Source organism: Polynucleobacter sphagniphilus (assembly GCF_029892205.1).
Lineage (GTDB): Bacteria > Pseudomonadota > Gammaproteobacteria > Burkholderiales > Burkholderiaceae > Polynucleobacter > Polynucleobacter sphagniphilus.
The window spans coordinates 14,154-28,568 of sequence record NZ_JARXVX010000002.1 but is presented as its reverse complement, the minus strand read 5'-3'; the positions used below and the strand labels follow the sequence as shown (position 1 = coordinate 28,568).

General features: G+C 48.0%; 13 protein-coding genes. 12 read left to right on the top strand and 1 reads right to left on the bottom strand.

The annotated features are described in order from the left end of the window. The first annotated feature begins 10 nt into the window (after nt 1-10). From M2125_RS04490 to M2125_RS04475, 4 genes are all read left to right on the top strand, one after another. Complete coding sequence (locus tag M2125_RS04490; protein WP_198929312.1) at nt 11-1,075, top strand: microcin C ABC transporter permease YejB; 1,065 nt, start codon at nt 11-13, stop codon at nt 1,073-1,075. Continuing rightward, nucleotides 1,072-2,097, top strand: a complete 1,026-nt coding sequence (locus M2125_RS04485) for an ABC transporter permease (RefSeq protein ID WP_076024224.1) — start codon at nt 1,072-1,074, stop codon at nt 2,095-2,097. The genes M2125_RS04490 and M2125_RS04485 overlap by 4 nt, the downstream gene beginning before the upstream one ends. Beyond that, nucleotides 2,094-3,749 carry an ABC transporter ATP-binding protein gene (locus tag M2125_RS04480; RefSeq protein WP_280742557.1) on the top strand — a complete coding sequence of 552 codons (1,656 nt, stop codon included), beginning with the start codon at nt 2,094-2,096 and terminating at the stop codon, nt 3,747-3,749. Before M2125_RS04485 ends, M2125_RS04480 begins: the two co-directional genes overlap by 4 nt. A gap of 127 nt (nt 3,750-3,876) precedes the next feature. Beyond that, nucleotides 3,877-4,545 (top strand): C40 family peptidase, encoded by a 669-nt coding sequence (locus M2125_RS04475; protein WP_280742556.1) that lies wholly within the window; start codon nt 3,877-3,879, stop codon nt 4,543-4,545. On the opposite strand, the gene M2125_RS04470 is transcribed toward M2125_RS04475, so the two are convergent. Further along, nucleotides 4,542-5,447 carry a patatin-like phospholipase family protein gene (locus M2125_RS04470; protein WP_076024221.1) on the bottom strand — a complete coding sequence of 302 codons (906 nt, stop codon included), beginning with the start codon at nt 5,445-5,447 and terminating at the stop codon, nt 4,542-4,544. The two genes, M2125_RS04475 and M2125_RS04470, sit on opposite strands and share 4 nt — an antisense overlap. 48 nt (nt 5,448-5,495) lie before the next feature. On the opposite strand from M2125_RS04470, the gene M2125_RS04465 reads away from it, so the two are divergent. From M2125_RS04465 to truB, 8 genes are all read left to right on the top strand, one after another. Next, on the top strand, nt 5,496-5,621 hold the full coding sequence (locus M2125_RS04465; protein WP_269844392.1) for a hypothetical protein: 126 nt from the start codon (nt 5,496-5,498) through the stop codon (nt 5,619-5,621). Between the two features lie 12 nt (nt 5,622-5,633). Next, nucleotides 5,634-6,389: an SMC-Scp complex subunit ScpB gene (scpB, locus tag M2125_RS04460; protein ID WP_280742555.1), complete on the top strand. Its 756-nt coding sequence runs from the start codon at nt 5,634-5,636 to the stop codon at nt 6,387-6,389. A gap of 6 nt (nt 6,390-6,395) precedes the next feature. Next, nucleotides 6,396-8,150 (top strand): 23S rRNA pseudouridine(2605) synthase RluB, encoded by a 1,755-nt coding sequence (gene rluB / locus M2125_RS04455; RefSeq protein WP_280742554.1) that lies wholly within the window; start codon nt 6,396-6,398, stop codon nt 8,148-8,150. A gap of 172 nt (nt 8,151-8,322) precedes the next feature. Further along, complete coding sequence (rimP, locus tag M2125_RS04450; protein WP_076024218.1) at nt 8,323-8,814, top strand: ribosome maturation factor RimP; 492 nt, start codon at nt 8,323-8,325, stop codon at nt 8,812-8,814. Then, nucleotides 8,811-10,292: a transcription termination factor NusA gene (gene nusA / locus M2125_RS04445; RefSeq protein ID WP_076024217.1), complete on the top strand. Its 1,482-nt coding sequence runs from the start codon at nt 8,811-8,813 to the stop codon at nt 10,290-10,292. The genes rimP and nusA overlap by 4 nt, the downstream gene beginning before the upstream one ends. 13 nt (nt 10,293-10,305) lie before the next feature. Further along, complete coding sequence (gene infB, locus M2125_RS04440; RefSeq protein WP_076024216.1) at nt 10,306-13,089, top strand: translation initiation factor IF-2; 2,784 nt, start codon at nt 10,306-10,308, stop codon at nt 13,087-13,089. A gap of 14 nt (nt 13,090-13,103) precedes the next feature. After that, on the top strand, nt 13,104-13,472 hold the full coding sequence (gene rbfA, locus M2125_RS04435) for a 30S ribosome-binding factor RbfA (protein WP_280741973.1): 369 nt from the start codon (nt 13,104-13,106) through the stop codon (nt 13,470-13,472). Between the two features lie 5 nt (nt 13,473-13,477). Then, complete coding sequence (gene truB, locus M2125_RS04430) at nt 13,478-14,389, top strand: tRNA pseudouridine(55) synthase TruB (RefSeq protein ID WP_280741974.1); 912 nt, start codon at nt 13,478-13,480, stop codon at nt 14,387-14,389. Nucleotides 14,390-14,415 lie beyond the last annotated feature (26 nt).

Below are 14,415 nucleotides of genomic sequence, written 5' to 3'. Positions count from 1 at the left end.
GCAGGGACAAATGCGTACTTATATTCTTAAGCGCTTGCTGTTGATGATTCCAACATTGTTAGGGGTGCTCACCTTAACGTTTGCAGTGGTGCAATTTGTTCCTGGTGGACCGGTGGAGCAGATGGTGCTTGAACTCAAAGGAAAGGGTGCAGGGGCAGTTGGTGGCTCAGAGTCCTCTGGTGCTGGTGCAACGTATCGCGGTCGCCAAGGGGTTGATGCGCAGCGTTTAGAAGAGGTGAAGGCGCTTTACGGCTTTGATAAGCCGCCAGTTGAGCGTTATTTCATGATGCTTGGACGATTTGCTCGTTTTGATTTGGGGCAAAGCTATTACCAGCATGAAAGTGTGTGGCACTTAGTGATCTCCAAGCTACCCGTCTCAATCAGTATTGGCTTGTGGACTTTCTTTTTGACTTATCTCATCTCGATTCCATTAGGTATAGCCAAAGCTGTGCGCGATGGTTCACGTTTTGACGCTATTACCAGCACGATGATCCTGGTTGGCTATGCCATTCCGGGGTTTGTTTTGGGTGTCCTCTTATTGGTGATTTTCGGCGGTGGAAGCTTCTTGCAAATATTTCCTTTGCGCGGTTTAACTTCAGATAATTGGAATGATCTTAGTGTCATGGGCAAGATCATGGATTACTTATGGCATCTGGTTCTCCCAATCACAGCTTCTGCCTTAGGTAGCTTTGCAGTAGTCACGATGCTGACCAAAAACGCTTTCTTAGAAGAAATTCGTAAGCAATATGTGCTTACAGCCAGGGCTAAGGGCCTTACTGAAAACCAAGTGTTGTGGAAGCATGTCTTTCGTAATGCCTTGCTACCACTAGTGACCGGTTTCCCAGCGGCTTTTATTGGGGCATTTTTTACAGGCTCCTTATTAATTGAAACTTTATTCTCCTTAGATGGTTTGGGACTACTCTCCTTTGAATCGGTTATGCGTCGTGACTACCCGGTAGTCTTGGGCACACTGTATTTATTTACCTTGATCGGTTTGGTCACACGTTTGATTTCTGATCTTTGCTACGTCTATGTGGATCCCCGTATTCAGTTTGGTGCGGGAGGTGGTTCATGAGTCGTTGGCAGCGTTTTAAAAAAAGTCGCATAGGCTACGCGAGTCTATGGATCTTTATGATCCTTTTTGGTCTGAGCATGTGCGCTGAATTGATTGCCAATGACAAGCCTTTGATCGTGCGCTATCAGGGGCATCTCTACTTTCCGATTGTGCAAAATCAACCCGAGACTGTATTTGGTGGAGACTTTGCCACACCTACGGATTTTTTAGATCCTGATATTCGCCACAATATTACGAGCGCAGGTAATTGGGCGATTTATCCGATTATTCCGTATAGCTACGAAACCTTAAATTATTTTTCCCAGGTACCCAATCCTGCACCCCCTTCGGCAGAGAACTGGTTCGGAACAGACGATCGTGGGCGCGATGTCTTGGCGCGTTTGATTTATGGTTTCAGGCTTTCTATTTTGTTTGGGCTCGCCTTAACAATTGTGGGTGTCAGTATTGGCATTCTCACGGGCTCTTTGATGGGTTATTTTGGCGGTAAATTTGATTTGATCTCGCAGCGTTTTATTGAAATCTGGGCATCAATGCCAGAGCTATATCTGCTGATCATTTTTGCCTCAATATTTAATCCTAGTGTGTCGCTGTTAATTATTTTGCTAGCAGCTTTTGGTTGGATGGGATTGTCTGATTATGTGCGTGCAGAATTTTTTCGCAATCGCGCTTTGGAATATGTGCGTGCGGCAAAAGCCTTAGGTTTGACTAATTTCCAAATCATGCGCAGGCACATTCTTCCCAATAGTCTGACACCGGTGATCACTTTCTTGCCGTTTCGTATGAGTGCTGCCATCCTATCGTTAACCAGCTTGGATTTTTTGGGATTGGGTGTTCCTCCCGGAACGCCTAGTCTTGGTGAGTTGCTTGCTCAGGGCAAAGGCAATTTAGAGGCATGGTGGATTTCTTTATCCACCTTTGTTGTATTAGTAGCGACCTTATTGTTATTAACCTTTATGGGTGAGGCATTACGTGATGCATTTGATTCTCGTAAGGTGGGTCTGTTATCGAAAGGTCGCGGATGAGCAAGCAAAATTCTGCCTTACTGCGTTATGAGAATTTTTCAATTTCGTTTGGTTCAGGCCGTCGTGAAAAATGGGCTGTCAGTAATTTAGATCTTGAAGTGGGCATCGGGGAGCGGGTCGCGCTCGTTGGAGAATCTGGCTCTGGTAAGACGCTCACGGCACTTGCCCCTTTGAGGTTAGAACCCGAGGGCGCCAAAGTATCAGGTCGTATTTGGTGGGGTGGCAAGGAAGAGGGTGCTCAGCCGGTAGATTTGCTGGCTTTGCCGATTGAACAAATTCGGAAAATTCGTGGTCGCGAAATTGCCATGGTGTTTCAGGAGCCGATGACTGCCTTGAATCCACTCTTTACTGTGGGCAATCAAATCGTAGAGGCCGTACAGATTTACCAGCCTTTGATTTCTAAAGCAGAGTGCGTATCTGCGGCAATCAATTTGCTCAAGAAAACCGGTATTCCAGAGCCAGATAGACGCTTTCACTCCTACCCACATCAACTATCAGGCGGGCAAAGACAGCGCGCCATGATTGCCATGGCTTTGGCCTGTAAACCGCGCCTATTAATTGCTGATGAACCAACCACTGCACTGGATGTGAGCTTGCGGATGCAAATTTTAGATTTGCTTAAAGAGCTCCAGGCAGAAGCAACGGGGGATGGTGGGATGGGGATCTTATTAATTACCCATGATCTCAATTTAGTAAAGCACTTTGCCAACCGCGTTGCTGTCCTCAATCAGGGCAAGATGATGGAGGTGGGGTCCACGGATCAGATTTTTCATCATCCGGATAATTCTTATACTGAAATGCTGGTCAATAGCGAGCCCGCACGAGAGATTGCTCCTGTAATGCCTTTGGCACCAGTTCTTTTAAAAACAAATGCCCTTTCAGTAGCGTATCCGAGTTCTGAGTCAATCTCATGGTTAAAAAAAGCACCGCCTCATAAAGTGCTGCGTAAAGTCAGCTTTGAATTAAAGCAGGGGCAAACGATTGGAGTAATCGGGGAGTCTGGTTCCGGCAAGACCACTCTTGGCATGGCTGTATTGGGATTGCTGGGTGATGGTAATGCCCAGGTTTCGGGTGAGGTGGAAGTGCTGGGTGAAGATTGGCAAGATCTGAAGCCCGCGCAAAGGCGTGCAATGCGTTCGAGTTTGCAGGTGATCTTTCAGGATCCATTTGGCTCTCTATCTCCGCGAATGACAGTCAAGCAAATCATTGCAGAAGGCCTGGATGTACATTTCCCCAAACTGACTTCTGCAGAACGCGAGTCCCGCATCTTAGATATCGTACGCGAAGTGGGATTGGAGCGGGGTGTCCTGGAGCGCTATCCCCATGAGTTTTCTGGTGGTCAACGCCAACGGATTGCGATTGCCAGAGCCTTGATCTTGCGCCCGCAAATCTTGGTGCTTGATGAGCCCACTTCAGCCTTGGACGTTTCGATTCAAAAGCAAGTTTTGGCTTTACTCAGCGAATTGCAGAAAAAATACAATCTCGCGTATCTGATGATTAGTCACGATTTAGCTGTCATTCGAGCTATGTCTCATGAGTTAATGGTTCTGAAGGAGGGTAGGGTAGTTGAGTTTGGTGATACCGAGACCCTGATCAAGCATCCGCGTCAGGCATATACAAAAGAACTATTTACCGCAGCTGAGCTTACTTAATGTAATGGCTTAAGAGGGCTATTTTGGTGCATATCTACCGGCAATAAATAATTATTCCTTTTTAAACAATCACTTAAGCAATTAAAGAGATCTTGGTTAAATCATTCTTCTTTGTTAAACTGAACCGATGTCATTTAAAAACTTGCTACCAGCTACCGCTCTCAGCGCACTAAGAGCGATTCTGGCTACTTGCGTTCTTGCCCTGCTGGCCTCAAATTCTTACGCCTTAGATAATCCAAGTGATTCCGTTGCAGACGCCCCTGCGCCTAAGGAAAGTATGTTTCAAGCTGGTAAGTCTTACTTTGCACGGGTATCCGATCGCCTAATGGATTCTGTGGCGGGGAAGCCTGATGAGTTGATCAATCGCGCTATGGAGGCAATTGGCGTGCGCTATCGATGGGATGCTGAATTACCTCAGACTGGTTTAGATGGCAGCAGTTTTGTTGGTTACGTATTTAAAGATAAATTGGGTTTCTTATTGCCACGCAAGTCCACGGAGATGAGTCGGGTGGGCAAGCCAATTGGCCGAGAAGAACTGCAGCCAGGAGACTTAGTATTTTTTAACACTATGCGCCTCACTTTTTCTCATGTGGGCATTTATGTTGGCGATAACAAATTCATTCACTCACCATCCAAGGGTACGAGTGTGCGGATTGATGATTTAGGTAGTCTCTACTGGGATAAGCGATTTGACGGTGCCCGGCGTTTAGATGGTAGCGACGGCTTAGACGATGCTCGCAGGCAAGAATTACTAAACGAAGCTAAAAATATTAAACGCGGCGCTAACAATCTTTAGTCCCTGAGCTTTTCTTTAATCAGTGCCATTTGTTCTTGGGCAGCGATTTCTCCCGCTAATACAGCTGCATTCCTGGATTTGAAATCAGCGCTACTCATTTGTTTGAGTTGTGGTGTGATCACAATATCGGCGGCTTTCAATTCGTACTGATTGATACTTCTTTGCATGATTGAAATCGTTTGCTGGAGGATGCCAAGGGTGCCTGATGCATCTTGATGCACCGGTTCGGAAGAAATATTCACCGCAATCACCAGGGTTGCACCCATTTGTCTGGCATAACTGACCGGTACGGGTGCCACCAGACCGCCATCTATGTACTCTTTACCGCTGATCACTGCGGGTTGAAAAACGCCAGGTACGCTACAAGATGCACGCACTGCTAGGCCAGTATTGCCAGATCGAAATAGGATGCCTTTGCCCGACTGCAGGTCAGTTGCAACCACCCCCAGAGGGATGTTCATTTGTTCAATTGTCTTGTTGTGAACCTCGCGATTGAGCATCGCTTGTAGGGCATCGCCCTTTATCAAGCCACCAAAACGTCCGGCAAATGGCAGGCCCCAATCGGCAATCGTAGCCTCATCTAAATTGAGGGCGAGGCGGTTCAATTCGTTGCCTGAGGCGCCCGAGGCATACAGTGCGGCAATGACACTTCCTGCACTACTACCAACGACCATATCGGGTCTAATTCCTTGTGCTTCAAGCACCTTAATGACGCCAATATGAGCAAATCCTCTGGCTGCGCCGGCACCCAATACCAGTGCCACAACTGGCTTACGGGTGGGTGTGCTTGTGCAACCTGGAACTATGCCGATTGCTCCAACACCCAGGCTAATACCTAGAAAGCGACGTCGAGAATTCGGTATTGGTTCGGAAAGTGGCGTTTTGCTATCAAATGAGTTCATATAGCTATTGTATTGAGCCTTACCTTATAATGGGGGAGCGGTGGACGAATGAACTTCGTTTTAGCACCGGCAGCCCTCCAAATTGAAAATCAGAGACAAATGCTGCCAGTGGCTAGAGAGCACCCCAAACCCATTACTGAATACCTTTTTAAAGTCTACCCAGGTACTGCCTGATAGCCGAACTTTATGGACGATCACAACAAGCGCGTAATTGAAACTGCACTCCTGTGCGCACAGGAGCCACTCACTGTTGCGGATCTGACTCGATTATTTGCAGACGATGTCACGTCCAATGACATCGATGAAATGTTGCAAGTTATCCAGCACGAGTGGGATGACAAAGGCATGGAGTTAGTACATATCGCTACGGGTTGGCGTTTTCAGAGTCGTTTGTCAATGCGTGAGTATCTCGATCGCCTCACTCCAGAAAAGCCACCGCGTTATTCTCGTGCTGTCATGGAGACTTTGGCGATTATTGCTTATCGTCAACCGGTCACACGCGGTGAGATTGAAGAGATTCGCGGTGTTGCTGTAAGCAGCAATGTGATGAAGCAACTAGAAGATCGTGGTTGGGTAGAAGTTATTGGACATAAAGAAACAGTTGGACGTCCCGGGCTCTATGCGACCACCAAACAATTTTTAGATGATTTGAGTCTGACGAATTTACAAAGCCTGCCGATGTTGGAAGACGCGGCCCCAATGGCGGCTGCTGAGCAACTTGGTCAGGCAGTCATTCAATTTGACCCGGAGACGGCAACCGTTGAATCTGTAGTCACGCTGGATGAGCAGGTGCTTGTCGAAGAAACTACTGAAGAGGTTTCTATCGAATTTGCAGAAGGCGATGCGGATGAGGTAACTATTGAAGTTACCGAAGAAATAAGTGAAGCAGTAATTGAAATATCTACTCCAGAATCTGATGAGTCATCAGATAAAAAAAATTAATAATTAATGACAAGCTCTAACGAAAACGAATCATCTCCAGTAGCAAATCCATCGACCACTGAGTCTACCCCTGCAGGGGCGCAAGACCTCAAGGCGGAAGGTCGTGAAGGTGGCGAGCGTCGCCCGCGTCGCACTGGTAAGCACCCATTTAATAAGAAGCGTCCGTTTAACAAAGACAAACCACGCCGTGAAGGTGGTGAGCATGCTCCACGTGAAGGCGGAGCAAATACAGCCTCTAAATTAGCGCCTAATCCCGCTGAGAGTGAAGCCTTATTTGCTGCGGTTGTATCAGGAGAATTTGATGCAGCATTAGATGCACCTGAAGTCATTTATGCACCCAATCCCGATGGCCCTAATGAGAGTGAAATTTCTCATCAGACTGGCGCTGAGCGCCGCGCACAACGCGTGCGCCATGACGAAGATGCAGATGTGCCCAGTGAAGATGAGATGAGTAGTTTGCAGTTCGCCAATGTGGATGATTTGCCTTTAAGCTTGCGCGATGAAGTGTGGTCCGATCTCGATGGCCTGGATGATGATGCTGATGATGAGGATACCGTCAAGCTGCATAAAGTCTTGGCTGATGTCGGTATGGGTTCGCGCCGCGACATGGAGGACTTGATTATCCAAGGCCGTGTTTCAGTAAATGGCCTGCCAGCGCATATTGGCCAACGTATTGGGCCAACCGATCAAGTTCGCATCAATGGCAAACAGGTCTATCGTAAGATTCAGACAAAACCACCACGCGTTATTCTTTATCACAAGCCCTCGGGCGAGATTGTGAGTCAGTCCGATCCTGAGGGTCGTCCAACTGTTTTTGATCGCCTGCCAAAGCCGCGCCAGGGTCGTTGGATTGCTGTAGGTCGCTTGGACTTTAATACCGAAGGTCTTTTGTTGTTCACCACCTCTGGGGAATTAGCCAATCGCCTGATGCACCCTCGTTATGGTGTTGAACGCGAATACGCAGTGCGTATTTTGGGTGAGCTCAGTCAAGAAAATATCGCCCAGTTGAAGTCAGGTATTCAATTGGATGATGGACAAGCCCGGTTTTTGCGTTTGGCAATGGGTGGCGGTGACGGAGCAAACCGTTGGTACCACGTTGCTTTGACTGAAGGTCGTAACCGGGAGGTGCGCCGCATGTTTGAGGCGGTTGGTCACACGGTATCCCGTTTGTTGCGAACACGCTATGGCATGTTCTTGCTGCCGCCGCGCTTACGTCGTGGCAAGTGGGAGGAAGTTACGCCTGGTGGCGTTGCCAGTCTGATGAAACAAGCTGGACTTAAAGTTCCACAACCTCAAGATAACAAAGGGCGCGGTCCCGGCACAGGGCATCATGGTCGAGATCGTCAATCTGGAGTGGGTGGGGATGATTTCCAGCCAGACCCAATGCAAACTTCGGTTTCTTATTGGGGTTCTAAAGATGCATTAACTATGGCTAGCAGCCATCATGGGTTGACTCACCAAGGTCGTGGCGGCAAGCCTGGCCAAGGTAACGGCGGATCAGGCGAGGGTCGCGGTCCTTTCAGGGGGCGCACCCAAGGCGGTAGACCTGGTCAAGGCGGGGGGCAGGGCGCAGGTCAAGGTGCTCAAGGCAGAGGTGGTCAAAACCGCAGTAAAGGCGCCAAAGTACATCATGGGCAGTCTGCATTTGTCACAGCCAGTCCGCAAACCCCAGGAAATGGCCCCAAACGTAACGCACCAAAAGGGCGCAAACCCTTTAATAAGGGTCCACGTAAGCCGAGAAATCCGAGTGAAAGCTTCTGATTTGTATTGGTTTTCTTGTAAATCGGCTATAATTTCGGTCTTACAGCAGAATTCTGCTGTTTTTGGTTGTCACCGACTGATGTTGCGATCAACGTAAGTCGGCCTGTTCTGAATTTAAGAATATGGGCTTTGAAGCCCATTTTTTTTTGCCAATTCGGCATGAGGGAGTGTTGTGAAAGATCAGCGGGTTATTGCTGCAGAGCTGGAAAACTTAGGTTACGTACTCGTAGATATCGAGCGCGAAGCCGGTGGTTTGCTGCGCGTCACAATTGAAAATCCGGATTACGAACGATTGATTACGGTGGTTGACTGTGAAAAAGTAAGCCACCAACTAAGTTATACCTTACCGGTAGAAAACATCCCTTACGAGCGTTTGGAGATTTCATCGCCAGGCCTGGATCGTCCAGTGAAGTCGGCTGCTGATTTTGAACGTTTTGCTGGCATGGAAGTCGATATGAAATTGCGCGTTGCCGTGGGCAATCGCAAAAATTTTCGTGGTGTGTTGCAAGGTTTGCTGAGCGGTGAATTAGATTCTCCGGATGCGAAATTTGGTTTGTTGTTTGAGGGCACTGATGGTGCGCAGTCTCAATTGGAGTTTTCTTTAGCCGAGGTCGATAAGACTCGGTTGGTCCCTGTTATTGATTTCAAAGGAAGAAAGTCATGAGTCGAGAAGTTCTCATGTTGGCAGACGCCCTAGCGCGTGAAAAAAACGTTGATCAAGCAATCGTGTTTGAGGCACTAGAAATGGCCTTAGCCTCTGCGACCAAGAAGCGTTATGCAACTGAAGATGTTGACATTCGCGTGTCGATCGATCGCGATAGCGGTGAATACGAGACATTCCGTCGTTGGTTGGTTGTCCCTGACGAGGCTGGACTGCAAGAGCCTGATAAAGAGATCTTACACTTTGAGGCCATTGAGCAATTTCCGGATATGGAAGTTGGTGAGTACATCGAAGAGCAAATTGAATCTTTAGCATTTGGCCGTATTGGAGCTCAAGCAGCTAAGCAAGTGATTTTGCAGCGTATTCGCGATGCAGAACGCGAGCAAATCTTGAATGACTATCTTGAGCGTGGCGAAAAAGTCATGACTGGTACTGTCAAGCGGGCTGATAAAAATGGTTTGATCATTGAATCTGGTCGTGTAGAGGCATTGTTGCGCCGTGATCAAATGATTCCAAAAGAGAACTTACGTTCAGGCGATCGTGTACGTGCATACATTCTTAAAGTTGATCGCGAGGCACGCGGTCCACAGATTGAGTTGTCCCGCACTTGTCCAGAGTTTTTGATTAAATTATTTGAGAACGAAGTTCCTGAAATGGAGCAAGGATTATTGGAGATCAAGGGCGCCGCTCGTGATCCTGGTATCCGCGCAAAAATTGCTGTTATCACTTATGACAAGCGTATTGATCCAATCGGAACTTGCGTTGGTGTCCGTGGTACACGCGTTACTGCAGTGCGTAATGAAGTGGCTGGTGAGGCAGTTGATATTGTGTTGTGGTCAGAAGACCCAGCGCAATTTGTGATTGGTGCCTTGGCACCGGCTCAAGTTTCTTCGATTGTGGTTGATGAAGAGCGTCATGCGATGGATGTGGTGGTTGATGAAGAGAACTTGGCAATTGCTATTGGCCGCAGCGGACAAAACGTGCGCTTGGCTAGTGATTTGACGGGTTGGCAGATCAATATCATGACTCCTGAAGAGTCTGCTGAGAAAACAGAAAAAGAAGCGCAATCTGTACGTCAGCTATTTATGGATAAGTTGGACGTGGATCAGGAAGTAGCTGACATTTTGATTGAAGAGGGTTTCAATACATTGGAAGAGGTTGCCTATGTACCCTTATCGGAGATGTTGGAAATCGACTCATTCGATGAAGATACTGTCAATGAACTTCGTACACGTGCACGCGACTCATTATTAACAATGGAGTTGGCAAAAGAAGAGCGCGTTGGCGAAGTTTCGCAAGATTTGCGTTCCCTTGAAGGAATGACAACCGAATTGATTGCCAAGCTTGCTGACAATCAAGTTCACACCCGTGACGACCTGGCTGAACTGGCTGTTGATGAGCTGGTTGAGGCGACACAAATTGACGAAGAAACTGCGAAAACGCTCATCATGAAAGCGCGCGAACATTGGTTTACTTCATGAGAGGAAGTAGTGCATGGCAACAACAGTAAAAGTACTCGCTACAGAACTTAAACGAACCTCGGTTGACCTCTTGGAGCAATTAAAGGCGGCTGGGATTAATAAGGCTTCTGAAGACGAGAGCATTACCGAGAAGGACAAAACAGTCCTGCTTGAACATTTGCAAAAAGAGCATGGTAGCGCCGATACTGGTAATCGTAAAAAAATTACTCTCATCAAGCGCGAAAGCTCCGAGATTCGTCAGGCTGATTCCACTGGCCGAACTCGTACTGTTCAGGTAGAGGTGCGCAAGAAGCGCGTATTGGTTAAGGCTGGTGAAACCGCGCCTGCCCCAGTAGTTGAAGATGCACCAGCAAAAGTTGCTGCACCAGCAGCACCTGCCAAATCGATTTTGTCAGAAGAAGAGCTTGAGAAACGTGCTGCAGAAGCAACGCGTCAAGCTCAGCTATTGGCTCGTCAAGAAGCGGAAATGAAGGCAGCAGAAGAGGCTCGCGTCAAAGAAGTCGCTGCTGCGGCAGTGCCAGCCCCGGTAGAAAAAGAAGTGAAGGCTGTTGATGAGGTGCCTGCTGCTGCCGCTGCAGAAGCAGAGGCAGCCGAGAAGAAGGTAAAGGCAGATAAAGCAGCCAAAGATTTGGCTGATGCCAATAAAGCGCAATTAGCTGATATTACCAAGCGTCGCGCAGCTGCTGAGGCTGAGGCTTTAGCGATTCGCGACATGATGAGTGCGCCAGCTCGTGTTCTCAAAGCACCAAGCGAAGTTGCTGCTGAAGAAGCAAAAAAAGGAACCTTGCATAAACCTGCTAAGGCAGAGGGTGCGGACGATAAGAAGAAAGCCCCAGCTAAAGTTGGCGGTAAAACGATTAAGTCGGCTGAAACATCTTCCACTTGGCAAGAAGAAGGCGCAAAAAAACCCGGCGGTCTGAAGACACGCGGCGATAGTTCCGGTGGTGCAAGTGGATGGCGTTCTGGCGGTGGCAGAAAAAAACAACGTCAAATTGCAGAGGCAAACGTTGACACGAACTTCCAGGTTCCAACAGAGCCTGTAGTGCGTGATGTGCATGTACCTGAAACCATTACGGTTGCTGATTTAGCGCATGCAATGGCGGTCAAGAGTGCTGAAGTCATTAAGCTGCTGATGGGTATGGGGCAGATGGTTACGATTAACCAGGTGCTCGATCAAGATACTGCAATGATCATTGTTGAAGAGATGGGTCATACTGCACATGCTGCGAAGTTGGATGATCCTGATTTGGACTTAGGTACTGCTGGACATGACGCTGAGTTATTGTCACGTCCTCCGGTGGTAACAGTCATGGGTCACGTTGACCACGGTAAAACCTCTTTATTAGATAAGATTCGTACCGCCAAAGTGGCTACTTGCGAAGCCGGCGGCATCACTCAGCATATTGGTGCTTATCACGTTGAAACACCGCGTGGCATGATTACCTTCTTGGATACCCCGGGCCATGAAGCCTTTACGGCAATGCGTGCTCGTGGTGCTAAGGCGACTGATATTGTGATCTTGGTGGTTGCGGCTGATGATGGAGTGATGCCGCAAACTAAAGAGGCGATTCACCACGCATTGGCAGCTGGCGTTCCTCTGGTGGTTGCTATTAATAAGATTGATAAGCCTGATGCCAATCCAGAGCGTGTCAAAACCGAATTGGTGGCAGAGCAGGTCGTTCCAGAAGAATACGGTGGAGACGTTCCCTTCATCGAAGTTTCTGCAAAAACTGGCTTAGGTATTGATGCTTTACTTGAGAACGTTTTATTGCAAGCTGAAATTCTGGAACTGAAGGCTCCTAAAGATGCTCCAGCACAAGGTCTGGTTATCGAGGCACGTTTAGATAAAGGCCGTGGTCCTGTTGCAACTGTATTGGTTCAATCAGGCACTTTGAAGCGTGGCGATATGTTGTTGGCAGGCTCTGCCTTTGGTCGCGTGCGTGCAATGCTTGATGAGAATGGCAAGCCATGTAATGAAGCTGGTCCTTCTATTCCGGTGGAAATTCAAGGTCTATCTGAGGTTCCTGCTGCTGGTGAGGCAGTTCAAGTGGTTCCTGACGAGCGTAAAGCCCGTGAAATCGCACTCTTCCGTCAAGGTAAGTTCCGTGACGTGAAGTTGGCTAAACAACAGGCAGTCAAACTTGAAACCATGATGGAAAACATGGGCGAAGGCGCAATCGAAGCCAAGCTCTTGCCATTAATCATCAAGGCAGATGTACAGGGCTCACAAGAAGCCTTGTCACAATCCTTGCAAAAACTTTCCACACCAGAGGTTAAGGTGCAAATCGTTCACGCCGGTGTTGGTGGTATCACTGAAACTGATGTGAATTTGGCGGTTGCTTCTAAGGCGGTGATTATTGGCTTTAACTCCCGTGCCGATGCGGCAGCCCGTAAGCTTGCAGAAAATAATGGCGTTGATATTCGTTATCACAACATTATTTATGACGCGGTTGATGAAGTAAAAGCAGCGTTGAGCGGCATGTTGACACCAGATAAGAAAGAAGAAATCACCGGTATGGTGGAGATTCGTCAAGTCTTCTTGGTTTCTAAGGTTGGCGCGATTGCTGGTTGCTTGGTAACTGATGGTGTCGTGAAGAGAACTTCAAGCGTTCGACTGCTGCGTGATAACGTGGTTGTCTGGACTGGCGAGTTGGACTCTCTTAAACGCTTCAAAGATGACGCAAAAGAAGTGCGCGCCGGTGTTGAGTGCGGCCTCTCATTGAAGGGTTATAACGACATCAAAGAGGGTGATCAACTCGAAGTGTATGAAGTAACTGAAGTTGCTAGAACACTTTAAGCGATCGCAATTGCATGCATAAAACCAGCCCGCATCGTAACCAACGTCTCGCCGATCAAATTCAGCGAGACTTGGCTGAGTTGATTCCTCGTGAATTGCGCAGCCCGACATTGGGTTTGATTACATTGCAAAGTGTAGAGTTAACACCTGACTTAGCCCATGCCAAGGTGTTCTTCACCGTCTTGGGTGCAGAGCCTGAGTATGCTGCAAAGGCTCTGCAAGAGAAGGCGGGTTATTTGCATTCTTTGTTATTTAAACGTTTACATATTCATACTGTTCCTACTTTGCATTTTCACTATGACAGCTCTGTTGAGCACGGCATTGAAATGTCGCGCTTGATCGATCAGGCAGTTGATAGTGATCGTAAAGATGAGGCTCAGTAAAAGTCATGTCAGTTCGCATTGATGGCGTAATTTTGCTTGATAAACCTGCGGGTATGAGTTCGCAGGGTGCGGTTACGGCCGTTAAGCGTGCATTCAATGCTGATAAGGCAGGCCATACGGGCACCCTAGATCCGATGGCTACCGGTTTACTGCCTATCTGCTTGGGTGAGGCTACCAAGTATTCACAGGATTTATTGGACGCAGATAAAACCTATATCGCTCAAGTGAGGTTTGGTTCAAGGACCGATACGGGTGATGCTGAAGGTCTCGTTATTGAAGAATTACCATTACCCACTTTTGCTGACGAAGCTTCCTTGATGGCTGCATTGAATAGCTTGTTACCCCAATTTACTGGTGCGATCTCACAGACACCGCCGATGTATTCTGCTCTCAAGCGCGATGGCAAACCCCTTTATGAATACGCTAGAGCAGGTGTTGAGCTCGAACGAACGCCCCGCAATATTACGATTCACTCGATTCGTTGGACTGCTATCAACTGGCCTGAAGCCACATTAGAGGTTTCATGCAGCAAAGGAACCTATATTCGGGTATTGGCCGAAGATATTGGTAATGCGCTAGCTTGTGGCGCCCATTTGGTTGGTTTGCGCCGAACCGAGGTAGGGCATCTCACCTTAGAACAATCGTTTGACTTGGAGTCGATTCGCAGTGGTTTGCAAAATCACTCATCCTACATCCTTCCGGTTGATGCCTTGTTGCAAACCTTGCCGCATTTAACTGTTGATGAGCAACAAGCTAAGCGCCTAGAAATGGGGCAACGCGTGCCACTCAATATTCCTTCGATTGAGGCTCTAGTGCGTATTTATCGTGCTACAGCTGCCTCGCACAATTTTATTGGCACTGCGGATTGGCGTTCTGGAGTGCTACATCCCAAACGTTTGATTTCCACAGCCCATTAAACCGAACTGACTTATTTACTCACTAA